The sequence below is a fragment of the Vibrio sp. 10N.286.48.F5 genome (assembly GCF_041469785.1).
In the GTDB taxonomy this organism is placed as follows: Bacteria; Pseudomonadota; Gammaproteobacteria; order Enterobacterales; family Vibrionaceae; genus Vibrio; species Vibrio crassostreae_C.
Genome location: NZ_JBFRLG010000029.1, coordinates 31,224 through 57,637 on the forward strand (window position 1 = coordinate 31,224; position 26,414 = coordinate 57,637).

22 protein-coding genes and 1 pseudogene are annotated in these 26,414 nt (G+C 45.4%); 2 read left to right on the forward strand and 21 right to left on the reverse strand.

What is annotated here, in order from left to right; genetic code table 11:
• Positions 1–269 precede the first annotated feature (269 nt).
• From AB4185_RS15720 to phhA, 16 genes and pseudogenes are all read right to left on the reverse strand, one after another.
• A complete protein-coding gene (locus tag AB4185_RS15720) occupies positions 270–3,032 on the reverse strand; it encodes a pitrilysin family protein (RefSeq protein ID WP_017066906.1) in 2,763 nt (920 codons plus the stop codon).
• A gap of 175 nt (positions 3,033–3,207) precedes the next feature.
• The gene (locus AB4185_RS15725) at positions 3,208–4,032 is read right to left on the reverse strand and encodes a LytR/AlgR family response regulator transcription factor (protein ID WP_372103043.1); all 825 of its coding nucleotides are present in this window, start codon (positions 4,030–4,032) and stop codon (positions 3,208–3,210) included.
• Positions 4,033–4,104: 72 nt separating this feature from the next.
• Positions 4,105–5,139, reverse strand: coding sequence for a sensor histidine kinase (locus AB4185_RS15730; protein ID WP_372103045.1), 1,035 nt, complete (start codon positions 5,137–5,139; stop codon positions 4,105–4,107).
• The gene (locus AB4185_RS15735; protein WP_372103047.1) at positions 5,139–6,431 is read right to left on the reverse strand and encodes a hypothetical protein; all 1,293 of its coding nucleotides are present in this window, start codon (positions 6,429–6,431) and stop codon (positions 5,139–5,141) included. Before AB4185_RS15735 ends, AB4185_RS15730 begins: the two co-directional genes overlap by 1 nt.
• 9 nt (positions 6,432–6,440) lie before the next feature.
• Positions 6,441–7,217 (reverse strand): outer membrane lipoprotein-sorting protein, encoded by a 777-nt coding sequence (locus AB4185_RS15740; protein ID WP_372135639.1) that lies wholly within the window; start codon positions 7,215–7,217, stop codon positions 6,441–6,443.
• Positions 7,210–8,508, reverse strand: coding sequence for an ABC transporter permease (locus tag AB4185_RS15745; RefSeq protein WP_372106704.1), 1,299 nt, complete (start codon positions 8,506–8,508; stop codon positions 7,210–7,212). Before AB4185_RS15745 ends, AB4185_RS15740 begins: the two co-directional genes overlap by 8 nt.
• On the reverse strand, positions 8,496–9,194 hold the full coding sequence (locus AB4185_RS15750) for an ABC transporter ATP-binding protein (RefSeq protein WP_372135640.1): 699 nt from the start codon (positions 9,192–9,194) through the stop codon (positions 8,496–8,498). Before AB4185_RS15750 ends, AB4185_RS15745 begins: the two co-directional genes overlap by 13 nt.
• A 66-nt stretch (positions 9,195–9,260) precedes the next feature.
• Entirely contained in the window at positions 9,261–9,941 is a 681-nt protein-coding gene (locus AB4185_RS15755) for a hypothetical protein (protein ID WP_372135641.1), read from the reverse strand.
• A 460-nt stretch (positions 9,942–10,401) separates the two neighbouring features.
• Positions 10,402–11,277, reverse strand: a complete 876-nt coding sequence (locus tag AB4185_RS15760; RefSeq protein ID WP_372135642.1) for an NAD(P)-dependent oxidoreductase — start codon at positions 11,275–11,277, stop codon at positions 10,402–10,404.
• 12 nt (positions 11,278–11,289) lie between these two features.
• A pseudogene (locus tag AB4185_RS15765) lies at positions 11,290–11,454 on the reverse strand (LysR family transcriptional regulator); the annotation flags it as partial.
• Between the two features lie 187 nt (positions 11,455–11,641).
• On the reverse strand, positions 11,642–12,358 hold the full coding sequence (locus AB4185_RS15770) for a YebC/PmpR family DNA-binding transcriptional regulator (RefSeq protein WP_010432326.1): 717 nt from the start codon (positions 12,356–12,358) through the stop codon (positions 11,642–11,644).
• Between the two features lie 96 nt (positions 12,359–12,454).
• The gene (locus AB4185_RS15775; RefSeq protein WP_004732615.1) at positions 12,455–12,664 is read right to left on the reverse strand and encodes a DUF3283 family protein; all 210 of its coding nucleotides are present in this window, start codon (positions 12,662–12,664) and stop codon (positions 12,455–12,457) included.
• A 216-nt stretch (positions 12,665–12,880) separates the two neighbouring features.
• Complete coding sequence (locus AB4185_RS15780) at positions 12,881–13,387, reverse strand: hypothetical protein (protein ID WP_017066729.1); 507 nt, start codon at positions 13,385–13,387, stop codon at positions 12,881–12,883.
• 135 nt (positions 13,388–13,522) lie between these two features.
• Positions 13,523–14,623 carry a Fic family protein gene (locus tag AB4185_RS15785; protein ID WP_372116801.1) on the reverse strand — a complete coding sequence of 367 codons (1,101 nt, stop codon included), beginning with the start codon at positions 14,621–14,623 and terminating at the stop codon, positions 13,523–13,525.
• A gap of 141 nt (positions 14,624–14,764) precedes the next feature.
• Positions 14,765–15,103 (reverse strand): 4a-hydroxytetrahydrobiopterin dehydratase, encoded by a 339-nt coding sequence (locus tag AB4185_RS15790; RefSeq protein ID WP_017065112.1) that lies wholly within the window; start codon positions 15,101–15,103, stop codon positions 14,765–14,767.
• Positions 15,093–15,887 carry a phenylalanine 4-monooxygenase gene (gene phhA, locus AB4185_RS15795; protein ID WP_017065113.1) on the reverse strand — a complete coding sequence of 265 codons (795 nt, stop codon included), beginning with the start codon at positions 15,885–15,887 and terminating at the stop codon, positions 15,093–15,095. The genes AB4185_RS15790 and phhA overlap by 11 nt, the downstream gene beginning before the upstream one ends.
• 199 nt (positions 15,888–16,086) lie before the next feature.
• Between phhA and AB4185_RS15800 the strand changes: the two genes are divergently transcribed.
• The gene (locus AB4185_RS15800; RefSeq protein WP_372135643.1) at positions 16,087–18,126 is read left to right on the forward strand and encodes an acetoacetate--CoA ligase; all 2,040 of its coding nucleotides are present in this window, start codon (positions 16,087–16,089) and stop codon (positions 18,124–18,126) included.
• A 529-nt stretch (positions 18,127–18,655) separates the two neighbouring features.
• Positions 18,656–19,582, forward strand: coding sequence for a carbamate kinase (locus AB4185_RS15805; RefSeq protein ID WP_372106695.1), 927 nt, complete (start codon positions 18,656–18,658; stop codon positions 19,580–19,582).
• 211 nt (positions 19,583–19,793) lie between these two features.
• On the opposite strand, the gene maiA is transcribed toward AB4185_RS15805, so the two are convergent.
• The 5 genes from maiA to AB4185_RS15830 form a co-directional block, all read right to left on the reverse strand.
• Complete coding sequence (maiA, locus tag AB4185_RS15810; protein WP_102332321.1) at positions 19,794–20,498, reverse strand: maleylacetoacetate isomerase; 705 nt, start codon at positions 20,496–20,498, stop codon at positions 19,794–19,796.
• Positions 20,499–20,519: 21 nt separating this feature from the next.
• Positions 20,520–21,557 (reverse strand): fumarylacetoacetate hydrolase family protein, encoded by a 1,038-nt coding sequence (locus AB4185_RS15815; RefSeq protein ID WP_102332322.1) that lies wholly within the window; start codon positions 21,555–21,557, stop codon positions 20,520–20,522.
• Positions 21,558–21,566: 9 nt separating this feature from the next.
• The gene (locus tag AB4185_RS15820; RefSeq protein ID WP_372135644.1) at positions 21,567–22,697 is read right to left on the reverse strand and encodes a homogentisate 1,2-dioxygenase; all 1,131 of its coding nucleotides are present in this window, start codon (positions 22,695–22,697) and stop codon (positions 21,567–21,569) included.
• Complete coding sequence (gene hppD / locus AB4185_RS15825; protein WP_372135645.1) at positions 22,690–23,763, reverse strand: 4-hydroxyphenylpyruvate dioxygenase; 1,074 nt, start codon at positions 23,761–23,763, stop codon at positions 22,690–22,692. Before hppD ends, AB4185_RS15820 begins: the two co-directional genes overlap by 8 nt.
• 437 nt (positions 23,764–24,200) lie before the next feature.
• Entirely contained in the window at positions 24,201–26,249 is a 2,049-nt protein-coding gene (locus AB4185_RS15830; RefSeq protein WP_065584491.1) for a DUF3466 family protein, read from the reverse strand.
• Positions 26,250–26,414: the final 165 nt, after the last annotated feature.

A 26,414-nucleotide genomic window follows, 5' to 3' on the forward strand; every position in this document is an offset into this window, starting at 1 on the left:
ATATACAGATTGAGCTAACGATTATTATTTAATATTGAACCTGATGAGTATCTTTGTGATCTAGATCTTTATTTTATAAATCATAAATCGTTATGTAAGATCGCTGTGCTCATTTAAAGTGGTGTTTTGATAAGAGCCTAATACATCGATTTTAGACTCGCTTGTCAGTGCAATAAAAAAAAGCCAAATGCTTGAACATTTGGCTTGTAAGTGAATCCACATATAAAAAGTAGAAGCGGCTTTCAAGAAAACCACTCACCTAACTAGACCTAACCTTGTGGGCTTAACAAATTCTTCAGCTGATAGCTGTTATCACCAAAAATTTCTTTCGCATACTCTGTCATGTCTTGACTAGAAATTGAGTCTGCCGTCCCCTGCAGGTCGAACAACACCTCAAAACCATAGTCATGAATCAAATAACGAGAAATAAACCAAGCTTGTTCGGTAGGCTTATATTTAAGTGGAGTAAGGTCCGCTACAAGCTGCTTAGCGGCCGTCCGAGTCTCATCTTCAGAAATCCCTTTTGCCGCTTCAGCAATGACCTTATCAATCGCCTGTTCAATTTTATCTGAGTTTTCTGGAGCCGTTAAAGAGCCGATTAACCAGTCATGACTCGGCTCACTGTCTTGTGCAACCGAGTACACATAAGGCGCATAATCCAAACCTAACTCTTCACGAACATAAGCCGTTAAACGGCTCGACAACACGCGCTGAAGCATATCGTCCATAAACACATCTTTTGCGGTTTGATCCCGAGCTTGCTGGGAAATCACACGCAATAAATACTGACTGCTGTCTTCATTATTGACGGATATATCCATTCGTTCTTTCGAATCAGGACTATAAGCCACCTGATAATCAGGAGACACAGCGGCTTCTAATGGCAACGATGCAACGTATTGACGCACAAGAGGCTTAATTTCAGCGGGGTTAATATCAGCAACAATAACCAATGTATTGTCTCTTAATTTTTGAAAGAGTTGATGCTGTACGTCTAGTATATCTTGCGACGTGACAGCTTTAATATCGTCACTTTCAAGCATCATGTGACGGCTGCTTGTTTGATAGCTATTGCGATTAACCATCTGAATAAACTGACCAACTGGTGTTTCTAAATATGCTGTACGATCTTGAGCAAATTCAGACTTCACAGCCTCAAGCTGGGCACTGTCTATTTTAGGTTCGGTTACAATGGTATGGAGCGCAGCTAAACCCTCTGCAAGCGTCTTTTTCTTGGCGCTTATTTCTAAACCATGATGAGTAAAGTTGATAAAGGGGTAGATTTCAATGTCTTCGCGTCTCAAGTGAGCGGTGAACTCCGAACCACTAAATTTACCAACACCACTACGAATCGAAGCTGGCAGAGCAATCTCTACAGCAGGAAACAGCGAAGGACTCAGCGCCGCTTTTCCCCCCTCACTTGCATAGTAAACCCCAACACTATTACCAGCCTCAGAGTTACGGAGATACAAAACTTCAATGCCGTTGCTTAGTGTCCATTGCTTCAAATTAGGATCGTCACTCACCTGAACTTGTTTTACAATTTCACCTTGAGACGCTGGTACACTAAACGCCGAGCTTGCAGTAACGAGCAATGGTCTGTTACCTGTCTTTTTATAGGCTTTTCTGACATCTTTTAGCTCGTTATTCATTGCCTGCAAGTCTTCTTTAGACGATAAACCTAATCCCAAAATATATGGACTAGAAAGTAAATCATCTAAATTATCATTTACGGCTTCTAGATCCGTACTCGAAAGAAACTCTTTCAAGCTCGACTTATAATCAAGCTGTGATTGAACCGTTTGGTTAATCACCAGCGCCGTCGACTTACCGTCAGCATGAGCTACTGCGTCCATTCTCTCCCAGTTAGCTTGAATGTCATCAAGGTTAGCTTGGTATTGCTGTATCACACTCGTGAATTCATATTCGCTCACACCATAATCACGCAATGAGGCGAGAGTAGAAATAAACTGCTGCTGGCTTTGCTCTCGACTATCGATAGGAAAGCCAACCGTAGTAATGGAATACCTTTGGTACTCTAAGAAATAGGGAGTCGAAGCAACCCATTGCACTGGCAATGCAGCGTCAACAAAATCTGAATTCAACCTTTGTTGGATGAGTTGTTGAGCAATATCATCTAGCCAAAGCTGATGTTGTTGCTCATGGCTCTGTGTCACTCTTTGCCCACGCTCAATCACTATCCCGATGCTCGGTGGCTCGCTCCCAGCTCCATACGCCACAAAATCTTGAGTATTGTAATCCGCTGACGTGTTCTTCACGGGAACCGGTGTTGTGCCTCTTTGCCAATCAGAGAAAGTTTCTTCAATCAAAGGGATCACTTCTGCCAGAGTGATATCACCAGAGACAATCACCTCGGCTAACTGAGGTTGATACCAGGTTTGGTAATAGTTATTTAACTCTTGAACATTCGCATTAGAAACGGATTCTTTATTGCCAATGGGATCGTTGGTTTGGTAATTCGTGCCTTCAACCATATGATCGTAGAATTTAAATGAGAGAGGCTTATTTTCAACTCGTGTGTGTCGAAATTCTCCTAATATCACCCCTTTCTCTTTTTCGATCTCAGCGCCGGACAGCAGTAAACCATCGCCAATATCTCTAAACCATGCCAACGCTTTATCTAGATTCTTGTTGTCGGGTAGATCTAACTTATAGAGGGTTTCTTGATAAGAGGTATAAGCATTTAAGTCAGCGCCAAAGCTAGCACCAGATTGCTCAAATAACTCTACTACATCATTCCCTGAAAAATTGTTGCTGCCATTAAACGCCATGTGCTCAACAAAATGGGCATAACCTTTTTGTTGATCGCTCTCTTGAAAAGAGCCGGCATGCACAAGTAAGCGTACCGATACTGGTTGTTCTCGGTCAGGGTAAACGTGGTAGGTTAAACCGTTATCTAATTCACCTGTGACCCAATATGGATCGGATTTCAATAACGTTTGTTGATGAGGAGTAGAACTGCAACCTAGCAATGTGGAGCTCAATACGACGACTAAATAGTATGCTTTCATAACGATCTCTTTGAAGGGCTTTGCTTCAATATATCCGATCGCCAAAGTGTAATAATTCGCCATTAAATCAAACGACTAAAATTTTAGAGTCACTCGATATAAATATGAAAGTGTTTAATTTATAAATTACACGAATCAATTATAAAGGTGATATGTCGCGCCTTTTGCTCGTACGCTACATACCCTTAAACAACGCTTGCGAGGCACGGCTGATCGGTAGCTTTTCCCCTGACACATACGCCGACATCTGGCCTGAGAGCCCTTTCTTCACCTTATCAATGGCCGAGACTTTCACCACCACCGAGCGGTGGATCTGCCAAAATTCATCAGGATTGAGCTGCGCTATCAACTCTTTTAGTGACACACGAAGAATAAACTCCTCTAGAGAACTGCCTTGGCCTTTTTTGAATATCGAGACGTACTTGTCTTCTGCTTTGAAGTAAGCGACATCATCGACGGCAATCAGGTGGATATCTTCCCCGATACTGGCTTTGAGCCATGTGAGATATTGAGGTTGCTGCGAGGTTGACTGGGATAACTGTTGAAGCTGGTTCATTAGCGCCGCAATATCAGGCTGCTCAGGCGTAATACCGGATTGTGTTTGATTGCTCGACAGACGTGCTTGCACCTTCTGACAGGTAGCGAGTAGACGCTCTTCGTTGATTGGCTTCAGCAGGTAATCCATCGCATTGTGTTCAAAGGCTTTAACTGCGTATTCGTCATATGCCGTAATAAACACAATCAATGGCGGCGAATCTAGCTTGTTGAGTTGTTTCGCTAGTGATATTCCATCCAGCTCAGGCATACGAATATCGAGAAAAGCCACGTCGGGCTTAAGCTGCTGAATACTCTGCATCGCCTCCAAACCGTTTTGTGCCTTACCGACGATCTCTAACTCCGGCCAAACCTCAGCCAAACTCTTGTCTAGGTGGTGCCTTAACAGTGCTTCATCGTCTGCGATAATCGCCGTTACGCTCGGCTGTATTGCTGGGTTGCTCATGGTTAGTCCTTTAAATTCACACTGTAAATCGTCTACTTTTCATCACTGTTCTGTGCTTTCTGATCTGTAATTCTAGGCGACTGCGTCAGTCAGCGGTAACAAGATCGTAGAGACTACCCCGCCTTCAGCGTGTTCAGTAATCGTTAGGCTTGCCTGATCACCATACAGGGTTTCGATTCTTTGACGAATATTGCTCAACCCAACACCATGCCCCGTATTCGCAGAAGGTGTTTTCAACCCTGCACCACTGTCTGACACTTCAATCTTCAACTGCTCGGCTTGTTGAGTAATACGGATATTCACTTGGCCACCCGCCGCTTTGGGTTCGATACCGTGCGTGAGTGCATTCTCGACCAAGGGTTGAATCAAGAACGGGGGAATCACCTGCAAATCCCTAATCTCGTGTGTTTCAATCGAGAACGCTAAGCGCTCACCCAAACGTATCTTTTGGATATTAAGATAAGCGTCTAACAAGTCGACCTCTTGTGCGATGGTCGATTGCTCAGTGCGGCTGTTTTTCAAAGTCACACGCAACAAGTCGGTGAGTTTTTCGAGCATCAACTTGGCTTTCGCGCTATCACTCTCTATCAACACATTGATGGTCGCAAGTGTGTTGAACAAGAAGTGCGGTTCAATTTGGCTTTGCAGTTGCTTAAGCTGACTCAGCACCACCACCTTTTCTTGATCGGCCTGACGACGCTTGGCCACTTCCAATTCGTTATCAGCGCGCAGTTGTTGCTCTCGGGTATAGAAATAGTAATAACAAACCGAACAGAAGATCACACCGAGCAAGACTACGGATTTAAGGTCAGAAATATTGGTTCCGAAATATCCGTTTAACCAGTAGTGCGCATTCAAGGTACCAAAGGTCATCGCGGTCACCATTGAGATACCCACCTCAAATACCCTGGATTCTGTTTTAAACAACTTAACCAGAATAAAAGAGGAACCTACTGCGCTATAACCAAAACCAAAACTTATCGCGAGATTGACCACAAAGTCGCCGCCCCAAATCGTTTGTGTAGTGACGGCAATAACGAAACAAAACAGAGTGGTCAGCGTAAAGCTTTTGATCCATGAAGCCTGACGGTTTGGAGAAGTGTTCATTAAAATCGTCCTTTGATATTTAAAAGAATCATATGACTATCGGGTAAGTTGGCGTAAGCAGAATCACTTTTACCACCTAGAAAGCGTGCAGCAAGTTCCAAATCCAACGATGAATTGCCATTATCTAAAGCCTGATAGTTGAGCCACTGGGTTGCAATAAAACCGCCATCTTGTGGAGACAACATGATATCAAACGTTGGCGTGATATCTTCAAGCCAGCCATGTGTCGAATCCAGAGACCAGTGAAACATGATGTTGTGCTGAACCAAATTGGCGTGTTGGTACCCTTGAGCGTAAGAACTAGCCAGTGATGCTGTCATCGGATTAACTGACAAAGACTCGGCACTTTCTATTGCGCTTTGCCACTCAGAATCACTCCACGCTCGGCTATCAAACCAGTATTCCAACACCACATTGTGGCCAGTGTCATTGGCCCATGTGAGTCCTGCTAACGCTTGATAGGCCTCGCCCTGCTCTTCGAGGTAAACAGGTTTAAGTATTGAATCAGGCTGGCTGTAGCCAAGGCTTTGTCGCTGATAAACCATCGAACCATGAAACTCCCAAGCGAGGTTCAACACCGACACTAAACTCGCCCCAAGCAAGCCGTGGCGTACATCGTCATAATAAGCGACCCATTGATACTCGTGATCACCTACAAGATTGTAACGACGTAAGCCAAAGCCTTGTTGCTGATTCTGCTTTTCGAATTCATTCACATCTTGCGAAGCCCATGATGAATCGCTGTAAAGCAGTGTCCATTCGCCCGTCATATCGAACAGTGACACCGATGCCACACCCGCGCCCTCCTCTGCGACAATACCTACTGGGTTCTGACGATACGGCTTGATGATGTCTAACGGTCGGTAGCCATAACCCACGCCCCAATCCAAAAGAACCTTGCCAAGCGTGACATCAAAATAATGGTCACCGATTACGGAATTCGACAGCTCAACACCACCTTGCCAAAACAACTCACGCACAATAAATTCAGACTCAAAGCTCGCGTCCTGTTCTTGAGGGTTGTTGCTTAGAATATCGTTGGCTTTCACTGCGAACAGACCAAGCCAATTATCATATCCAACCTCAAGATCCAGCAAGCCATTGAATGACTGACGATTATCAGATGCTAAAGGGCTGAATGGCGACTCTCGTGATTCAACCGACTCAGCGCTGAGTTGCCAGTCCCAGGCTAGGTTCAGATCGTCCGCTTGAGTCGTATTACTCATACAAGGCAGCACAAGGAAAGTAACGATTAAAGGCTTGATGTGGAATCGACGACTAGAAGCTTTCATGGCACCCACCTAAAGCCCAGACACGCTATTACGTGATAAGTAAGCAGGGTTGTAGTATTTGTCCGCTAAAGCTTGTTCGCTTACCTCGCGGTACTCAATCACGGTTTTCTTACTTGGTTGAATCTTATCGAGCAAAGTCATCGAAACTACACTTGGCAAGCCATCTCGCACGCCTTCAGTAAACCAAGCTTGCTTGGCTAACTTACCTGAACGCAGATACAGATCCGCTTTAACAGGAAACGCTCGGTCTGCCGTTAACCACAGATCAATCGATTGATAGCTGGCACCCTTGGTTTTCGCCGTTAGCTTTAGATGATAAGTATCGAGTGTCTCGCCAGTCGACCTCTCAACCTGTTGCTCGGCAACCCACTTACCTTGGTAATCTTCGCTCCAAGTGAGCGTCGAAATGTCCCCTACCGAAGCTTCACCCAAGAGTTTCTGCATTGGTGTGATTCGGATAGGTCGGCGCGATTTCGGCATCAGTAACCAATAGTTGTCCTCTATCATCAGCATCTTTTGACCCGCCTCGACCGCCGACTTGAACACGACCAGCGACTCTCGGTTTGGTCTTGTGTAGACGTTGTATTCGCGGGTTTTGTCTAGTTGCTCGTCTTGATATAGCGCGACCAGAGATACCACTTTTGATGCCTGTTCGCTGTTCAAACGGTAGCTGTCTGCCTTAGCAATCATCTCGGTAACTTGCTGTGAATCGATAGCCCAGCTTGGTGCCGATGCTAGAGCCAACGCAGAACCAAAAATAGTGAGTGAACGAGTAAATTTATACATAAACCAGCGCCTCCGTGATTGGCTTATTTACGCCTTTGCGAGCAGAGAAATAAGCGGCTAGCAAACAGATCGTCAGTACACCCAAGGTGGCGTAACCAACCAATTCCAATGAGAAGTAAATATTGAGTGGGTAACCTTCGGTTCTGCCGGGAGGTGGTGGCATTTGGATATCCACCACCAGCAATAACACCGACACGAAGCCACTCACTAACGCGCCGATCGCGCTGCCAATCACAGCCAACAATCCCGCCTCTTTTAAGAAACCTGCGACGATTTCAGACGGGTAACTGCCTAGTGCCGACAAGGTGCCAATTTCACGAGTACGCTCGGTCACCGACATGGTCATGGTGTTAAACAACGACACAAACACTACCAATGCCATCACCGCGCCCATGATGCCGAAGATACGGTCGTAAAGATCTTTCACCTTGGTGTAGAAGAACGCGCGATCTTGCCACGGGGTGATCTCGATCTCTGTGCCTTGATCGCTTTGGCTCGCACTATTTCGATCTAAAGCTGTTTGGATACGCTGTTGAACGGTCGAGGTCTTGCTTGTCTCAAATAAGAACACCGACAAGGTACTGACTTTGTCTGAAGCCAAAAGCTCTTGAGCGGTCGTGATATGAACGTAAAGCTGACGCTTATCCAGCTCAGGCACTCCTGTCGAGTAAATACCCTGCACCTTAAAATCAAAAGCGTTCAATGCGCCGTCACTGGTAGTCGCGAGCAGTGTCACCCAATCACCAACCGCAACTTTGAGGTTGCGAGCAAGGTCAGTTCCCAGCATCACTTGTGGCTCTTGGCTGTCGTATCTGGGAGATTTCACATCTGAGAGAGTTTGACCGCTGCGCACGTCAAGGAAAGGTCCTTTCATGTCGAACTCGCGCTCATTAACGCCTGTTCCCATAAAGATGCTCGACTTGCTTCCGTTAGACACCAAACCACTAAAATAGACTCGCGGCTGCACCCCACGCACATTGCTGTCGCCAATAATGCTCTTGGTTAGGGCTTGAACATTGTCTAGACCATTGCTCAGCGGCATGTCTTCATCTTGCTCAAAATATCCCGGCGTACTCAAAGTAAGATGACCAGTATCGCGCGCGGTCGATTCACGCAGAGATTCATAGGTATAAAGCCCATAACCTCCAGCCGAGGTCAGCGCAAATACGGCAATTGCGATGATCAATACCGAAAGCAGACTACGGCGACCGTTTCTCAATAAATTAAGCCACGCCAAACGCACCGAGGTAGGAAGCAAAAAAGTGCTCATTCTTTGTGTTAACTTGCCCATGAGATTGCCTCCATTGCTGTGGCTTGTAGTGCCAGTTGACCATCGATAAGTTCAATGACTCGGTCACAACGCTGCGCCATTCTTGGGTCATGCGTTGCGACGATAAAGGTGGTGCCCATTTCATGGCCGAGCTCTTTCATAATGTCGATCACAAGGTTGGCGGTGTGACTATCTAGGCTTGCGGTCGGCTCATCGGCAATCACTAAGCTTGGGTTGTGGATCAGCGCTCTGGCTATCGCGACACGTTGCTGCTGGCCACCTGAAAGGTTGTCTGGTCGATGATGAACGTAATCCCCTAGCCCAACACGCTCTAACATGTCTTGCGCTCTGCTCTGCTGTTCTTGCTTAGAGTATTGGTTCAACATCAATGGGTAAGCGACGTTTTCTAACGCTGTCATTACAGGAACCAGATTGAAGCGCTGAAACACAAAACCCAACGACTGACGACGAAAGCGTGCAGCGGCGATTTGCTCTGTCGGATACGGTTGGCCATCAATATTGATCTCGCCTCGGTAATCCATATCCAACAAACCAAGAATATTCAAAAGTGTGCTTTTCCCAGAACCCGACGGGCCACATAACGCTACCATTTCACCGCGCTGGATATGGCCATCGACCCCGCTTAATGCATCAACACGTTGACCGCCCGTGACATACGCTTTGCCGATATCTTTAAATTCAATCATTCCTTTGTCCTCCACTGACCCATCATTCTTAAGCGTTCGCAGTTGTTAATGAGCTTTAGTAAACCGCTATTTGGCTTTCGCTATTAGGGCTTTCGCCGTCATGGTCTCGATGTTGCCAGCATCGGTGTTTTCCATTTTTTCAAGCCACACCTGTGCTTGCTCGAAGTCTTCAGCACGAATCGATGCGGTAATGGCGTAACGGTAAATCCACGAGGTCGCAGCGAAATGTTGTTGTTGGAAATCATCTTCCGCGAGTAACGAGAGGAACAGGTCGTAACCACGGTCAAAGTGGTTAAACATGTCTGGCAGAGAGGTGTAAGTCACCGCAGCCATTGCGCGAGTTAGGTAAGAATCTGGCAGCCCTTGAACACGAGGTTGCTCATGAATGGGTTGGTCTTCGCCTTTAAGCAGCACCAGTGATTTATCAATGGTTGCTAAGCCTTTCTCCACATACTTCATCTTATTCCAAGGCAAGAACGCATCACGCCCCATCAGGGTTTCTGTGCTACCTAGGTAAACCAAAGTCAGTGGTGTCGCACCTTCTTGTTGTAGCGTGTCGTTAAGGCGTTCATAAGCCACCTCAACCAAGTCTTCATTGCCTTGCGCCGCTTGGTTGTAGATATCGAGCACGTCTGAACTCGGGTTCGCTAAAGCTAACGACGGTGCAAACGAAACAAGAGCAATCAGCAATGAACGCTTAAGCACAGAAGTTGTAGAGCCTGAATTAAATGAGTGTGAAGTAGTCATGATTTCTAATCCCTTTCAAATGTTGACGTTGAAAGGTTAACTAGAATTTGTCGTGCAGTTTTACCAATGCGACGAATGGTAATTATAAGGAGTGAATGGTTGAGAGGCGGTGTGAGTGGGGTCTCAACCTTATAGGAACTAGACGAACACTATTCGCATAATTAGCCATAGTTACCTCCCCCTCTAACTCCCCCTCAATCTGGGTTCATCAATATCTCTAGATCTTTAGCAGAGGGGGAGAACTTTCTTTAGCACTGAACATACATCGACACTTTTAACGATCGATGTTCTATTCCTCCCCTCTCCACGATCAGCAAGGGATCTACATATGAATCAAGGGGAGGCTAGGAGGGGATTTATTTTGGATTAACGCACTCGGCAGAGCTCAAACCAAAAAAATAGCCGCTAATCCGCGGCTATTTTTAGTTATCTAAACGAAGTTCCTATTACTTCGATCTTTCTACTTCTTTGTCTCTTCAACCACGGCTTTCATCAATACTGATGTATCCATGCGGCCTCGTCCTTCGGCAGACAGTGCCTTGTAGGCGTTGTTGGTCTTTTCAGTCAGTGGAAGCTGGATGCCTTGGCGCTCAGCTTCATCTAGACAGAAACCTAAGTCTTTGATCATCCAATCAATTGCAAAGCCAAAATCGAACTTGTCTTGTGCCATTGTGGTAGCACGGTTTTCCATCTGCCATGAGCCAGCAGCGCCGTTTTTAAGGCAATCAACCAGAGTTGGGATATCCAAACCTGATTTTTCAGCAAGCACTAAGCCTTCAGATAAGCCATTCAACACTCCTGCAATGCAGATCTGGTTAACCATTTTCGCGCGTTGGCCTTGGCCGACTTTACCCATAAGAACTGACGACTTACCGTAAGCTTCGAACACAGGTTGAAGGTCGTTGAAAAGCGCTTGTTCGCCACCACACATGATGGTTAGCACGCCATTTTCTGCGCCCGCTTGGCCACCAGATACAGGTGCATCCATAAAGCGAATACCGGCTTGCTTCGCTGCCACTTCAAGCTCTTCAGACAGAACTGCAGACGTTGTAGTGTGATCGACAAGAATCGCGTTTGGCTTCATCGCTGCCAATGCGCCTGTTTCGCTGGTTGTCATGCTGCGTACGTCGTCATCGTTACCCACACAAACCAATACCACGTCAGCTTCCGCTACACACTCAGCCACAGATTCAGCCGCTTTACCTTGGTGTTTATCAGCCCAGCCTAGCGCTTTGCTGTGAGTGCGGTTAAATACCGTTACTTCAAAACCGGCTTTGACTAGATGGCCTGCCATTGGGAAACCCATAACGCCTAGCCCGATAAAACTTACTTTCATTTCTTTCTCCTTTTATTTGACCAAACCATCGCTATGAAAAGATCGAACACTCTCAATCAATGCATCAATAAGCAGGGTCAAAGCCTTTGGCTGATATTTTCTTTCTTTGTACACTAAATACGCTTGGCGATCACCCCGATGATACTCAGGGAGTACTTAAATCAGATTCATGTCGGGATAAGACGAACAATATAATGAAGTTCAGCGATAAATCGCGACCAGAGAACGCTTTGTCAGCCGTACATTATGGAACGATGATCAAGGAAAATCAGGTATAACGTTCATAAAAAAACCGAGCACTAGGCTCGGTTTTTTGTATTCTACATTTACTCACAAGAGCAAAGCTATCAATTATAGATTGATATTACAGCTCAGCGTTGTGGTAAACCTGCTGAACGTCATCACAGTCGTCAAGCATGTCTAAGAACTTCTGGAATTTCTCAGAATCTTCTTCAGCTACTGGCGTAGTTGTTTGAGGAACGAAAGTGATTTCCTCAACGTCTAGCGTTAGCTCTGGGAACGCAGTGTTTAGTGCAGTCTTCGTTTTGAAGAACTCAGTCGTTGGAGCGAATACAGTGATTACACCGTCTTCTAGCTCAACGTCAGTCACGTCTACGTCTTCCATCATAAGCGTTTCTAGGATGATCTCGTCATCTTCGCCTTTGAACTGGAATACAGCTTGGTGAGCGAACATGTGAGAAACAGTACCTTCAACACCGATTTTCGCGCCAGTCTTAACGAAACATTGGCGAACGTCTTGGAAAGTACGGTTGCCGTTGTCAGTTAGACAGTCAACGATTACGCTTGTGCCACCTGGGCCAAAACCTTCGTAGCGAGCTGGTTGGAAGTCTTCACCGCCGCCGCCGTTCGCTTTATCGATCGCTTTTTCGATAACGTGTGCTGGTACTTGGTCTTTCTTCGCTTTAGCAATCAGGTGCTTAAGAGGTAGGTTCATGTCTGGGTCAGAGCTGCCGTTCTTAGCCAGTACGTAAATCTCTTTACCGTATTTAGAATAAACTTTAATTTTTGCGCCTGCAGTTTTCGCCATTGAGGCCTTGCGCACTTCAAAACTTCTTCCCATCGGGATCTTCTCTCTGATTCAATTAACGGTGCAAATTCTAGCAAATTACTGTGTCATTTCAATTCTACAGCACTGCTGGGCAAGGTTTGTCTGCGTTTATGCGACACCCATTACCCGTTTGTATTTTTCTACAGACTGATCAAACCAAGCCTTTTCTTCTGGGTCACCTAGCTTCATTGCTTCTTCAACAATGGCTTCAGGGCCACATTTCGCTTGCTTCAGTTTCCATACAAGAAACGATGCTTGCTTATCCAGTTCGATTTTATTTTTCTCGCTGGGTGGAAGGAGTGAAAGGTTGATAGACATTGCTAGCCTTCGTCTGTAATACACTTGGCCGAGAAATATATCATAGAGCAGCCTCATAAAACCAATACTATGAGTAGTAGAAAGGATTTATGAGACAAGAAACCAAGCAAGTGCTGATGTAGGTCAAGCTAGTTTGGGAAAGTGCGTTTGGTGAAGAGCAACTAAAAAGTGAAAAGCAGAGTTTTGAAAGTTAGCTTACTAAACAACAAAAAGGCGTTAAGGATCGATCGATAATGATTGATAGAATAAAATTGGACCCTTAGATATCTTCTGATTTAGTTCAATAGCTCTTTTTATATCTAACCGCTTTCCATAAGCTAGCACTTCTCTTGTAGCCTCAACATACCCTTCTAATAACTCTAACGATGCTTCCATTCCGAGAATATGGAGATTCATTCTAGCCTTACGCAAAGTTAGATTACTATTGAATGAATTTAGGTAAGCTGTTTTCAAAGAGCCGTCATCGACTTGATCTCTTAGATAATTCGCTAATGTAGTCGTATAAATCGCCATTAAATGCTCAAATTCTGCTACATCATTTGCAGTTTTCATTAACAGATCATTCCGCAGCTTTTGAGCGTCTTTCTTTTCGTCATTGTCGTTATTCAACTTTGTTAAAAGATAAGTTGATGCTGCACCAACTAAACCACCACATAATGTCCCTAATACAGGAAACCCAGACTTAACTATATCGTTATATAATTGTATTTCTTCATTTGTCATTGTATTTGCACATTTTAATAGTAGTAGAAAGAAGGAGCGAGATTTAACCTATAAGTTGGCTCGTTTAACAACCTTCTGTGGCTAAAGAACTGCCAACATTCTCAGCACCTTTAAGTATATAAATTGAAGTGAACCCTATTCCGGCAACAGATAGCGCGTGCTTCTACCACCAGAACCAGATTTAACTAAGCAGCCATGCTCAATCAAAGCGTTCAAATGACGTGTTGCTGTGGCACTACTCACCTTTGCTACTTTCTGATATTGGCTGGCATTGATACCTTCTGAAAAATCACCATCGAGCATCCTATTCAGCACTTTTACTTGCTCTGCTGTAAGCTTGGTTTGGTCGATGCTGCGCCAATAGTTGGTCTTATATACAGTTTGGTCGACCTCAGCGAAAACCCCTGTAAACGTCTCGTCTAACGTATCTAAGAACCACATCAACCATTCGCTAATATCGAGTCCCCCTTTCTGGGTTCGCTCCAATATCTCGTAGTAATGCTTGCGGTTAGCGAGAATTCCCACCGACATCGCATAGAAGCGTACCGACTGCTGCTCGGCCTGTGCTAATGCCAAGTCGGTCAACAATCGAGTAATACGACCATTACCATCATCTAACGGGTGTAAGGTGATAAACCAAAGGTGAGTGATTGCGGCTCGCAATAGAGGATCGAGTGTGGCGTCGGTAAGTGAATCATTAAACCATGTGATAAATGTATCTAGCTCAGCATCAAGAATGTATCGGCTAGGTGCTTCAAAGTGCACGGTTGGACGATCAATTCTTCCTGATACCACTTGCATCGGAGCTTCACCTCGTAGCTGACCTCCGACTACAGGATTAAACATGGTGTAGCCTTGAGGAAACAGTCTATCGTGCCAATGTAAGATCCTATCAAGCGCTAGTGGCTCTGTTAGGTTCTGCACCGCATCCAACATAATTTCAGCTAGGCCATCGGTTTGTTCTGTCGTTGGAAAAGGTCGATCTTCACTGACACCGAGTTTATTGGCTAAAGAAGACCGGACCGAGAAAGCATTAAGCTTTTCTCCCTCAATCGCACTGGAATGGACTATGTTCGCTAATAAGGTGTCGAGCATGGTTTGGGATTGATCTGCCGACTGTGAGGTAATCTTGCCCAATAGAATGCCCTGATTAAGCCGTACTTCTCTTAACCTCACGCCTATTTTCTGATTATCCCAAACAAAGTTTGGCCAATTATCTTGCTGCCAAATCCACATATTACACCCCATGATGCGAAAGTATCACTTATTCAACTCATACTATGAGCTGTTTAAGGCAATTATTCAACTCACATTATGAGCCGAATAATGAGTTAATCGCATCACAGAGGTTGCAAGAGTAACTCCTAACCTACAAAACTATTCACTCACCGCGAACACATCGCAGCGTGAGGCGCAGATGAAGTCATTTTTGTGCAGGCCTTTGATTGAGTGGCTCCACCAAGTGACGGTGACTTTGCCCCACTCCAATAAGATCGAAGGATGGTGGAACTCTTCTTCTGCCAGTTCTGACACTATGTTGCTGAATGCCCATGCTTGCTTGTAGTTCTTAAACTTGAACACCTTCTCAAGCTGCGGGATGCCGTCTCTTTCGATGATCTGCCAGTCTGACAACTCCAACAGTAAAGATTGTTGTTCATCTTCACTTAGGGCAATCGCGTCGATACTGCAGGCTTCGCATTTTTGTTCATTCAACATGTGTTGGTTCCTTGGGTTCAAAAAGTGGTGGTAGTAACCCCGCATCGATGGCGAGATCAGCTTGCTGTAATAGGTTTTCCTGACTGATTTTAAAGAGCTCAGATAGCTCGTCGATCACGTAATATTTCGGCTGCATGATGTCGATACGATAAGGCGTTCTTAAAACCGTTTGCAGATCGAACCGCTCGCGAACGGCCAAATCCCCTCCCAACGCATACATAGTTTCCGCTGGAGACGAAAGAATGCCACCGCCATAGATTTTCAGTTGTTGGCCTTCTTTTACTAAACCGAACTCAACCGTAAACCAATACAAACGGGCAAGATAAGCGCGCTGTTTAGATGTGGCGGCTTGGCCTAGTTTTCCATAATGCTCAGTGAAAGCCGCGAAATCGGCATTAGTGAGCATGGCACAATGGCCGAAAATTTCATGAAAGAAATCAGGTTCTTGTAAGTAATCGAACTCGTCTCGCGTTCTCAGAAATGTCGCAACTGGGAATTTCTTATTGGCGAGCAAATCAAAGAATCGGTCGAAATCGATCAATGCAGGCACAGGCTGAACTTGCCAACCGGTTGTTTCCATTAGCACTTTATTTATCTCTGGCAGCTGGGGAACTCTGTCTAATGGTAGATCCAGCAAGGTCAAACCGTGCAAATAAGCATCGCATGCGCGGTCATTAATCACGTCCAGTTGCCTTTTCACTAAGTCGTGCCAAATAGCGTCTTCTTCGAGGCTCCACTCAACCCATCCCTCTTGGCTCACGGGCTTAGAATGATATTGAGTCATTACACACCTCCTTTCGAATGTCTCACTTTAAGCCTATCTCCACTCCTTATAAGCGCCAATTTGCGCGATTTTTCGAAACAAGCGATCGTGTAACATTTTATTTACACAATTCCACCAAGCGCTTATTTTGCTGAACTTTTGACTTTGTAAAACCTAAATACCAGACTGAAAACGTTAACTTTTTGTTAAAGGTAAAGGAATGCACGAAAGCAATAAGCCCATTTGGCAGCCAAGCGAGCAGCGTATCGCCAATGCCAACTTAACCCGATTCATCGATAGCCTTGAACAGTCTTGGTTAAACCTAGATAGGGACGTAAAAAACTATGCCGAACTCCACCAATGGTCTGTAGTTCAGCCGGAATCGTTTTGGCAAAACGTGTGGCAGTTTTGTGGAGTAGTCGGCTCACAAGACTCTATTAACAAGGCAGAAAGCGAGACCATCAAAGCTCAAGGTGGGAGCCGCTGGCAGCAGCCTAAATCGAACCGTGATGCGGTTTGGTTTCCCAATGCACAAGTAAACTACGCCGAGAACTTGCTGCGTTTGGCACACACCATGCCTGATGAGCTTGCGATTTGGTTTGAGAATGAACGTGGCGAACAACAGAGTTATACATGGGAAACCCTGTGTGAAGCTGTCTCTAGTGTTCAGCAATGGCTTGTCGATAGCGGAGTGAAACAAGGTGATATAGTTGCTGCGTATACTCCCTATCTGCCACAAACCGTGATAGCCATGCTAGCCGCCACCAGCTTAGGCGCGATTTGGACATCGACCTCGCCTGATTTTGGAGTAGAGAGTGTGATTGAGCGATTCGGACAGGTGAAACCTAAGGTGCTGTTCACCTGTGACGGTTACACCTTCAATGGCAAAATGTTCGATATGGCGGGCAAGAACCGTGAAATCATCGAACACTTAAACGAATTAAAACAGGTGTGTGAGATCGGTTATTTGAAACCGAGTAATGACTTAGAGAAGAGCGATTTAGAGAAGAAAAAAGTTGAACATGATGTGTCGATTCTAAGCTGGCACAGCATCATTAATCACTATCAGACAAAACCTCTTCGATTTACTCGTGTCGGCTTCAATGAACCGTTGTTTGTACTCTACTCTTCCGGCACCACAGGCAAACCCAAATGTATAGTGCATTCTGTCGGTGGCACTACCATCAACCACCTAAAAGAGCATCAGCTTCATTGCGATATTAAACCAAGAGATCGCGTGTTCTACTACACCACTTGTGGTTGGATGATGTGGAACTGGCACGTATCTGCGCTCGCCAGCGGTGCTTGTTTGGTTATCTTTGATGGTAGCCCGGTTTACCCGCAACCTAACGTTCTATGGGATTTAGCGCAGCGTGCTGACGTATCGACATTTGGCACCTCAGCCAAGTACATAGAAGCGATTGAGAAAGCCGAACTCTCACCAATCGACAGCCACTCTCTGCCTCAATTAAGAACACTGTGCTCGACGGGTTCTGTGCTTTACCCAGAGCAGTTCGATTACGTTTACAAGCACATCAAGCAAGACCTGCATTTAGCGTCGATTTCTGGCGGCACGGATATTTGTGGCTGCTTTGTTTTGGGTAACCCAATCTCGCCTGTGTATCGCGGTGAGTGCCAACAGGCCGGGCTCGGCGTCGACATCAAGGTGTTCAATTCGTCTGGTCAAAAGGTCGATCACGAACGTGGCGAATTAGTATGCACCAACTCCCTACCCAACTTCCCCGCTGGCTTTTGGAATGACACCGGAGAGCGCTATCACAGCACCTATTGGGATAGGTTCGATAATGTGTGGCATCACGGTGATGAAGTCGCACAGAGCGTGCATGGTGGCTACCTGTTCTACGGTCGAGGCGACACCACCCTCAACCCCGGTGGGGTAAGAATTGGGACTGCCGAGATCTACCAGCAAGTGAACACCATTGACGGCATCATCGATTCCATCGCCGTCGGTAAAGATGTCGACCGAAATGAGCAGATATGGCTGTTTGTTCAACTACAACAAGGTGTGGATCTAGATGATGGGCTACTGGCAGCCATCAAAAGCAAACTCAAATCTTCTTGTTCACCAAGGCATGTGCCAAGCCAGATATTTGCGATCAGCGATGTGCCAAAAACGCGCTCTGGCAAATTGGTGGAGTTGGCAGTAAAACAGGTGATTAATGGCAAGAGTGTAGAAAACCTCGGGGCCATCGCTAACGCCGAGGTTTTGGAAGAGATAAAGCGCGTTGTTTCGCTTTAGCGATTAGGCCTAGAACGTAGCAAGCTATCTCCACTTTTCACTTGGCTGTCAGATAACATCTGGAGTAAAGGCAGCCGACTGAAAACCGAATCAAAGCCACTATTTAAGCTAGTGTCCTCCCCGCTTCAATTTGGCTCCGTATCTTTTCTAAAGTTCTTAATGAGATCTGAACGTCATATTTAAAACAAAAATGTTAAATTATTCATTTTTTGGGCTGAGATAATATTCACTAAAGACGAATCATTTATACAAAAAAAGAGTCCACCACTGGATTGTATCCCAGCTTATGGATATTTAATCGAATTATAATAATTCCCGCTCCCACAGCTCTATTTCTAGTGAAATGATAATTTGATAGCTATCACATTTAGAACAGTTATTTTCCCATACTATCTCGGCATGTTAATTACTTAAGAGTAATTAAAAAACCTAGTCATTGTTATTAATAATCTTGAATTTAATTAGAAACAAGCGGTTAATCCCTACGTAAAATAAATAAAATCATTATTAAATGATCGGAGACATTATCATGCGCATAGTATTAGCTTTAGGCGGTAACGCTCTTTTAGCAAGAGGCCAAGCATTAACGGCTGAGAACCAACGTGAAAATATAATCAAATCAGCGGCGAGTATTGCTGCAATCGCACGCGAGCATGAGATTGTTATCGTTCATGGTAATGGCCCACAAGTAGGTTTGTTGATGGAACAAAACGCGGCTTATAGCGAATATTCGCCAGAGACTACCCCATACCCAATGGATGTACTCGGCTCTCAAACCTGTGGCATGGTGGGCTACATGTTACAACAAGAGCTAAGAAACATTGACCCTGAATTAGACGTAGCGACGCTAGTCACGCAAACTGAAGTATGCAAAAAAGACCCTGCGTTTGCTAACCCAACTAAATTTGTTGGCCCTGTATATACAGAGCAACGAGCTAAAGAGTTAATGGCTCAAAGCACAATGCAGTTTAAAGCTGATGGCGAGTATTACCGTCGCGTTGTGCCTTCTCCTATGCCAAAAAGCATTGTTGAAATTCAGCAAATTGAAACTCTTCTAGATACAGAAAACCTTGTTATTGCTTGTGGCGGCGGCGTTCCCGTGAGTATTGAACAGGGTAAGAGTACTGGCGTAGAGTGCGTAATTGACAAAGATCTTACGGCTGAATTACTGGCTGAAAAAATCCATGCCGACTTGTTTATTATCTTAACCGATGGTTCGATTTTCCGTAACTATGGTAAAGAAGACCAAGCAGAAATGAAGCAAGCAACGCCTGCTGGTTTAGCAGAGTTTTCATTCCCTGCTGGTTCTATGGGGCCAAAAATTGATGCCGTTTGTAAATTCGTTGAAGCTGGCTTGGGTAATGCGGCGATTGGTTCATTATTTGATTTAGATAAAATAATCACCAATGAAGCTGGCACTCTGATAACGAAAGGCGAAGGTGTTGTTTATTACTAATATTATCGAGTGATAAAAACCACTAATATAAAACCTTGGGGTAAAGCCTTTTAATTAATAACAAGGCTTTTTATTAAATCCATATTAGTTCTAAACGAGATAAATATTCACACACTAACTGTATTTAATATATTTAATGTTGGAAACCGCTTCTTTCAAGAAGCGGTTTTGGCAGCGCAAGGGAAGAGTATTTGCATTTACATCAGTGAATCTACATGGACTCATTCGCATCCGCTTGGTTCTCTGGCATCGCGTCGATAAAAGCGGGTAACTGATTACACGCTTCGACAATTGAGTTAATCAGCGGATAAGGCGACATATCAACGCCAAAGCGCAGCGCATTATACACCTGTGGCACCAAGCAAATATCGACAATGCATGGTGAATCGGTGAGGCTATACACCGAATCACCGTGTGCTTTTCTGTGCTTTGCCAGTTTCTCTTCTAGAGCACGGAAACCTTGGTTCATCCAATGATGAAGCCAGTCCATTCTCGCCTCTTGCTCGCACGACAATTCCCGCTCCAAATACTGCAACACGCGCAGGTTGTTCAGAGGGTGAATTTCTATCGCAATATCCTGAGCCATTGCCAACGCTTGATAGCGCAATGGTGTTTGCTCGGGAATCAACAAGGAGTCTGGGCTGCTCTCACATAAATATCTTTCATCCAAGTATTGCAAAATAGTCAGCGACTGATTGAGTTTAACTTCACCATCCACCAGCACCGGCACTAATTCACTGGCATTGAGTTCGCGATATTGTGGATCATGCTGCTCGCCGCCATTACGCACCAAATGGACCGATTTAGACTCATAGTTGAGTTGCTTTAGGTTTAATCCAATACGCACCCGATAGGCAGCCGAAGAGCGCCAGTAACCGTAAAGTATAATGTTCTTGTTCACGATGCTCTCGCTCATACTGAAACCCTATTACGTGGATTATAGCGCTCGATACTGGCTCACTTTTTGGTCTATCGCGCCAAAAATGGAATCACCCGCCGCATCAAGCATCTCAAGCTTGATCGAGTCACCAAACGACATGAATTGAGTCGACGGTTTACCATCACGAATCGTCTCTATCATGCGTACTTCAGCAATACATGAATATCCCACACCACCTTCAGAAATCGAGGTGCCATGGTCAGTGCCTTGTTTATTAGAAACCGTGCCTGAACCTATGATCGCGCCCGCCGATAATGGTCGAGTTTTAGCTGCATGCACAACCAACTCTGCAAAATTGAAAGTCATATCTATACCGGCATTCGGACAACCAAAAGGCTGGTCGTTGTAGGTCGATATCAGCGGTAAATGTACCTTGCTGCCTTTCCACTGTTCGCCAAGCTCGTCAGGTGTGACTGCGACCGGGGAGAACGCCGAAGAAGGCTTAGACTGGAAAAAGCCAAAGCCTTTCGCGAGCTCTGCTGGAATCAAGCCACGCAGTGACACATCGTTCACCAACATCAGTAAACGAATCGAATCATGCGCTTGCTTGGCGCTGGCTCCCATTGGCACATCTCCGGTAACAACCGCAACTTCACCCTCGAAATCAATACCCCATTCGTCGCTGGCAAACTCAATATTGTCACGCGGCCCGATAAACGCATCTGAGCCGCCTTGGTACATGAGTGGATCAACCCAGAAGCTTTCTGGCATTTCAGCACCACGAGCCTTACGCACCAGTTCAACGTGGTTTACATAAGCGCTGCCGTCTGCCCATTGATAAGCGCGTGGAAGAGGCGATTCACAATACTGAGGTGCAAACACTTCACTGCCTGTGACATGTCCGTTGTTTAACGAGGTGTATAACTCTTCTAACTGAGGTGCAACGCTGTCCCAGTTATCCAATGCTACCTGCATGGTTGGCGCTAGATGCATCGCATGGAAAATTTCGGTGGCAGCTACACATTGTTTAAGATCTTTACTTACGACCATCAATAGACCGTCGCGAGTGCCATTTTTCTTGGTTGCTAATTTCATCCTTGCCCCTTACTTCTCTTGCCAACTGTAGACATATTCTTTGTTCTCAACGTTATCGAGTTCGTCAGAGAACTGCAGCGCGTGGCGAGTATCAATCATCACCGCCACTTCGTCGGTGAATTTCTTCTTATGCGCCTGACCCGTTTTAAAAGCCTTTGGATGAGGCCCGTGCGTAAACCCCGCCGGGTGAAAGGTCACCATGCCCGCTTCAATGTTGTCGCGGCTAAAAAAGTCACCAGCGTGATAGAACAACACTTCGTCGTAGTCATCATTGTTGTGGTAGAACGGCACTTTCAATGCACCTGGGTCGCTCTCAATCGGGCGTGGTACAAAGGTGCACACTACAAAGCCTGCGCCAACAAACGTCGTGTGCGCAGAAGGTGGCAAGTGGTAGCGATGTGACATCAGCGGTCTGATATCGCGCCAATTCACTTTCACCACAGCCAAATCACCATGCCAACCAATTGCATCCAATGGATTGAACGGATAGGTGATCACGCTGACTTTGTCGTGGCGCTTCACCTGAACCTGAGTCTGGTTTTCTGAATACTGAGCGCGGAATTGATCATTGATAGAAGGGATGTCGAGCACAGCAGGATCAAACACCGCATGATTGCCGACCATGCCTTTCTCTGGCAGAGAGTAAGCCGCGTCTGTATTCTCAATCATCAAGATAAACATCGGCTCGCTTGGCTCTAAACGCCAGTTGGTCGAGCGCGGGATCATCACGTAATCCCCTTCACTCACCGCTAGATGACCATAGTCACAATAGAGGTCGGCGCTGCCTTGGTGAATGAACAGCAGCTCATCGCCATCGGAATTACGCACCAAGAAATCCATCTTCTCGTCCATGCGCCACACTCGGATTTTGCAGTCAGCGTTGTGCAAAAGATGAGGCACCGCCCAAGGGGTTATCTGGCTGGCTTTTTCCACCAGCGTAAAATCAAAAGCGCGAGGGCGTAAATCACCTTCCCATTCCGACCAACCTGTTGGGGCATGTTGGTGATGGAAGTGAGCGGCAGGGCCGAAGAAACCACTTCGACCCGCCTCTCGCTCATAGATTGCCTCTTCAGGGAAGTCGGCATGCGCTTGTTTAGAACACACCCCCTCCCGATGAGGAAACGAGATCCATTTATGCATCGTCTAATACTCCTCGACGAATCTGGTCCTCTTCAATCGATTCAAACAGCGCCTTGAAGTTGCCTTCGCCAAAACCTTCGTTGCCTTTACGCTGAATGATTTCAAAGAACACAGGCCCGATTACCGTCTGTGTGAAAATTTGCAGCAAGATGCCGTCTTTGGTCGGCGCACCATCAATCAGAACGCGTAGGTCACGCAACAGATCGGTATCTTCCCGGTGGCCTTTTACACGATCGTCAACTTTCTCATAGTAGGTATCTGGGGTTGGCATAAAGTCCATGCCGCGATCACGCAGGGTTTTCACCGTTTTGTAGATGTCATCCGTAGCAAGCGCGATGTGTTGGATACCTTCGCCGTTGTATTCACGAATGAACTCTTCAATTTGTGATTTGTCATCTGAAGACTCATTGATTGGAATACGGATCTTGCCACATGGTGAGGTCATGGCACGGCTCACAAGGCCTGTCAGCTTACCTTCAATGTCGAAGTAGCGAATCTCACGAAAGTTACCGATACGCTCATAAAAACCAGACCACAGATCCATATTGCCTTGTTTCACGTTGTGCGTGAGGTGATCGATCTCATAAAGGCCTACGTCGGCTTTCGCCATGCGCTCTTGCGCGTCATCATAGAATCGGAAATCAACGTCGTAGATGCTCTGCTTGCCGTAGCGATCCACAAAATAGAGCAGGCTTTCACCGATGCCGTAAATGGCAGGAATGCTCAGCTCCATCGGTCCAATTTCTGTTTTATACTCTTCGCCACCGCCGCTGAAAGCTTGTGTCATTGCCGCAGTTGCATCGTTAACACGAAAAGCCATGCCACACACCGATGGGCCGTGAACTTTAGCGAACGCTTCCGCTTGGCTGTGTGGCTGCTCATTGACGATAAAGTTGATGTCACCTTGTCGATACAGCCAAGCCTCTTTTGAACGGTGCTTAGCGATCTCGGCAAAACCAAGTGACACAAACAGCGCTTTAAGTTGCTCGATTCCCTTGTGGTCGACAGCTGTGTATTCAACAAACTCGAATCCATCCGTACCAAGCGGGTTGTATGTATCCACCATGAACTTTCTCCTTGTACCTATTGGTTTTGTATTACGTGTTTTTTGTCCTTAATTAAATTTGGCCCACAAGCGGAAAGATTGGAATGCATCGAAGGAAATGGGCAATAACGCTAAAAACCCGTCAAATTGTAAAATAATTGTTACACACAAACCCTCACAACAGGAAAGTGAGTGCTATCAAGGGATTGAAGAGTGGTGGTTTGATTTACAGCAAAGCAAGAGATGTTACTTAATTGTTACAAGTGATTTTTTTGGCTAAAGCAGAAAGAGATAAGTGTATGTTGAACGTAAAAAGAGCATCACAAAACAGGTGATGCTCTTTTAAAAAGCTTCATATCCCAGCGGTATTCTTATGGGACGAAGTATCAAACCTAACCCATTACTTTAATGGTTGACGGTCAAATAGAGGTTGTTTCTCTCGTGAGCACGTCATCAATTTAGGCAATCACAGAACGAGACTTTTTCAAGCGAACTGAAAGCACGGACATTAAACTGATAAGCACCAATAGCCCGGTACCGGCACCACTACGTTCAACATCTTCAGCGCTATCATCACTTCTTTCAGCAATGTCTTCACTTGTTGCTCCAGATATCGGGATAAGTTTTACAGCCACCACCCTCTCGTCACCTACTCCATCATTACAATAAGCAAAGTGTGCGGTTGAATCATAAGCCATAGAAGAGGAGCTACTTTCACTCGCAAAACATTGTATTGCCGTCCCTGAGATAACACCCGCGTCATTAATGTCGGTTGCGTCCAATATTCTAAAGTGGTTGTTGGCATCACTGTCGTCACCACCGTTAGTTAGGTCGTCTAACCACCAAGCTTGATCATTATATCTTGCACGTCTATCAGCATCGGTACCAGTGTCGTTATAAGGGAAAATGAAGCCGCGATGCCTTCTTTCATGTCCGTCTACTTCAGCGTGAGTTTCGGCGTCAACATAGCCAACGATTTCATTGTAGCTGTTGATCTCACTTGCTTTTCCCTCTGCACTGTCAAAGAAAATGTCTTCACCTAAACTTGCGAAGAATGTGGCTGTTGGCGTTGTGTCATTCGCATCAGCGACGAACATACGATTATCAGACACACGATCCGACGGATAATCACCATCTCTTTTTGCATAACCAATAACCATCATGTTTTCATTAATGTCTGTTGCGACAGAATTACTGTGAATGTATGAATCACTCACTTCTACCGTCGCATTAGCGATAAATGTAGTCGTCCAAGCATTTTCCGAAACGCTGAAATTTGACGTACTGCTTGGCCTAAACACAGCAGCCTGCATAAGAAAGTTATCTGAATCATCTAGTTCCGTATTGTAACCAACTAAAACAGGATAAGAGCTATATGTCCCTCTAGACGAAATCGTTGCAGCCCTCACACTCGCTTGTGCTGAAGCTTCATCATCGTTGTAAGAGTAATAGGTCGAACTGGTTTCCCAATCGGATACTGCAAAACGGTTTCCATCATCATTGGGACCATTCGCATCGGTTATATTCCAGACAAAAGCTCGATTAGCAAAAGCAAAGTTCTGACACTCTGGATATAAAGCAGGCTCAATATCTTCATCGATACAATTATCTAGATCCTCAGCATCACTGTCGGATGTGTACGGAGAGTCATAATCTTTGTATCCATCACTGTAATAAAAAGTCGCAACGGACGCGCTTCCGACCACATAGCTTTCCCCTCCATAACTGAAAGAGTCAAAAGCCATCGTTCTTCCCATTTGGGAGATTATATTCGCTTCGCCGTCAGCATCGCTGATCGTAATGCTGGTATCGGCTTCAGGTTGGAGAACCGTAAATTCAGTGCCTGTATCGTAGTAACCACGCTGCCTATACAACTGAATATATTGGTTGTTATAACTGTAGTAACCACTGCTGGTGTTACCAAGAACAAAACCATTCTCGTCAACTTTAGTGATGACCTTCTCCTCTGTTCCATCAACAAAGGAATAACTATAACTGCTCACATCAGGTGGGTTGCTGCCAACATCTGGGATCTCGCTTAGCGAAGAAGAATCATAAAAAGCCGTGGAATTGGTCTGATAGCTCAGCCCGTAATACGCATCACGCTCATTTTTCAAGCCTCCAATGCCCGCATCATCATCGCCATACCACAATAAAGAACTCCAAGCTTCACAAGTCGCGTAGCCAAGTTCACTTGTGCAGTAGCTATAGATATCGTCATAATCCAAATAGTAGAACGTGTTATCGATACCAAAAGGGACCTCCTCTTTAAAGGAAAAACCTGGTTCTGCATTTTGAGCTTCCCCTGCGAATGCGTAATCGGTGTCACCACAACTGGTACTAAAGCAATCCGTTGTACCAAGCTCTGGTTCAACTGCAACCCCATACACCGATTCCGTTTCTACTGGTGATTCCTCCAAAACCACCCTATAAAGAGCAGCGTTACTATAAGAAGCAACCAACAACGTAGAAGAGACAACGACTGATTTTTTTACCATTGCCTTCATTCTAAGGCTCCTAAAAAATAATCCATTTCAATACCAACGATAGCTTTCTGCCTTTATTGCTAAAGGCATTAAATTCATGAGTTCAATAATGGACTAGGATAAAAATAGAAAATGTGGAAACTATGTAGAAACAATGGAGGTTTAAACAACCTGACTTGATGGGCT

Coding starts and splice junctions, on each gene's coding strand:
- AB4185_RS15815 (WP_102332322.1), bottom strand. CDS start 21,557: ATGAAATTAGCAACCAAGAAAAATGGCACTCGCGACGGTCTATTGATG.
- AB4185_RS15720 (WP_017066906.1), bottom strand. CDS start 3,032: ATGAAAGCATACTATTTAGTCGTCGTATTGAGCTCCACATTGCTAGGT.
- AB4185_RS15740 (WP_372135639.1), bottom strand. CDS start 7,217: ATGTATAAATTTACTCGTTCACTCACTATTTTTGGTTCTGCGTTGGCT.
- AB4185_RS15805 (WP_372106695.1), top strand. CDS start 18,656: ATGCGCATAGTATTAGCTTTAGGCGGTAACGCTCTTTTAGCAAGAGGC.
- phhA (WP_017065113.1), bottom strand. CDS start 15,887: ATGACTCAATATCATTCTAAGCCCGTGAGCCAAGAGGGATGGGTTGAG.
- AB4185_RS15755 (WP_372135641.1), bottom strand. CDS start 9,941: ATGACTACTTCACACTCATTTAATTCAGGCTCTACAACTTCTGTGCTT.
- maiA (WP_102332321.1), bottom strand. CDS start 20,498: ATGAGCGAGAGCATCGTGAACAAGAACATTATACTTTACGGTTACTGG.
- AB4185_RS15745 (WP_372106704.1), bottom strand. CDS start 8,508: ATGGGCAAGTTAACACAAAGAATGAGCACTTTTTTGCTTCCTACCTCG.
- AB4185_RS15785 (WP_372116801.1), bottom strand. CDS start 14,623: ATGTGGATTTGGCAGCAAGATAATTGGCCAAACTTTGTTTGGGATAAT.
- AB4185_RS15735 (WP_372103047.1), bottom strand. CDS start 6,431: ATGAAAGCTTCTAGTCGTCGATTCCACATCAAGCCTTTAATCGTTACT.
- AB4185_RS15725 (WP_372103043.1), bottom strand. CDS start 4,032: ATGAGCAACCCAGCAATACAGCCGAGCGTAACGGCGATTATCGCAGAC.
- AB4185_RS15730 (WP_372103045.1), bottom strand. CDS start 5,139: ATGAACACTTCTCCAAACCGTCAGGCTTCATGGATCAAAAGCTTTACG.
- AB4185_RS15820 (WP_372135644.1), bottom strand. CDS start 22,697: ATGCATAAATGGATCTCGTTTCCTCATCGGGAGGGGGTGTGTTCTAAA.
- AB4185_RS15780 (WP_017066729.1), bottom strand. CDS start 13,387: ATGACAAATGAAGAAATACAATTATATAACGATATAGTTAAGTCTGGG.
- AB4185_RS15775 (WP_004732615.1), bottom strand. CDS start 12,664: ATGTCTATCAACCTTTCACTCCTTCCACCCAGCGAGAAAAATAAAATC.
- hppD (WP_372135645.1), bottom strand. CDS start 23,763: ATGGTGGATACATACAACCCGCTTGGTACGGATGGATTCGAGTTTGTT.
- AB4185_RS15830 (WP_065584491.1), bottom strand. CDS start 26,249: ATGAAGGCAATGGTAAAAAAATCAGTCGTTGTCTCTTCTACGTTGTTG.
- AB4185_RS15800 (WP_372135643.1), top strand. CDS start 16,087: ATGCACGAAAGCAATAAGCCCATTTGGCAGCCAAGCGAGCAGCGTATC.
- AB4185_RS15760 (WP_372135642.1), bottom strand. CDS start 11,277: ATGAAAGTAAGTTTTATCGGGCTAGGCGTTATGGGTTTCCCAATGGCA.
- AB4185_RS15750 (WP_372135640.1), bottom strand. CDS start 9,194: ATGATTGAATTTAAAGATATCGGCAAAGCGTATGTCACGGGCGGTCAA.
- AB4185_RS15770 (WP_010432326.1), bottom strand. CDS start 12,358: ATGGGAAGAAGTTTTGAAGTGCGCAAGGCCTCAATGGCGAAAACTGCA.
- AB4185_RS15790 (WP_017065112.1), bottom strand. CDS start 15,103: ATGTTGAATGAACAAAAATGCGAAGCCTGCAGTATCGACGCGATTGCC.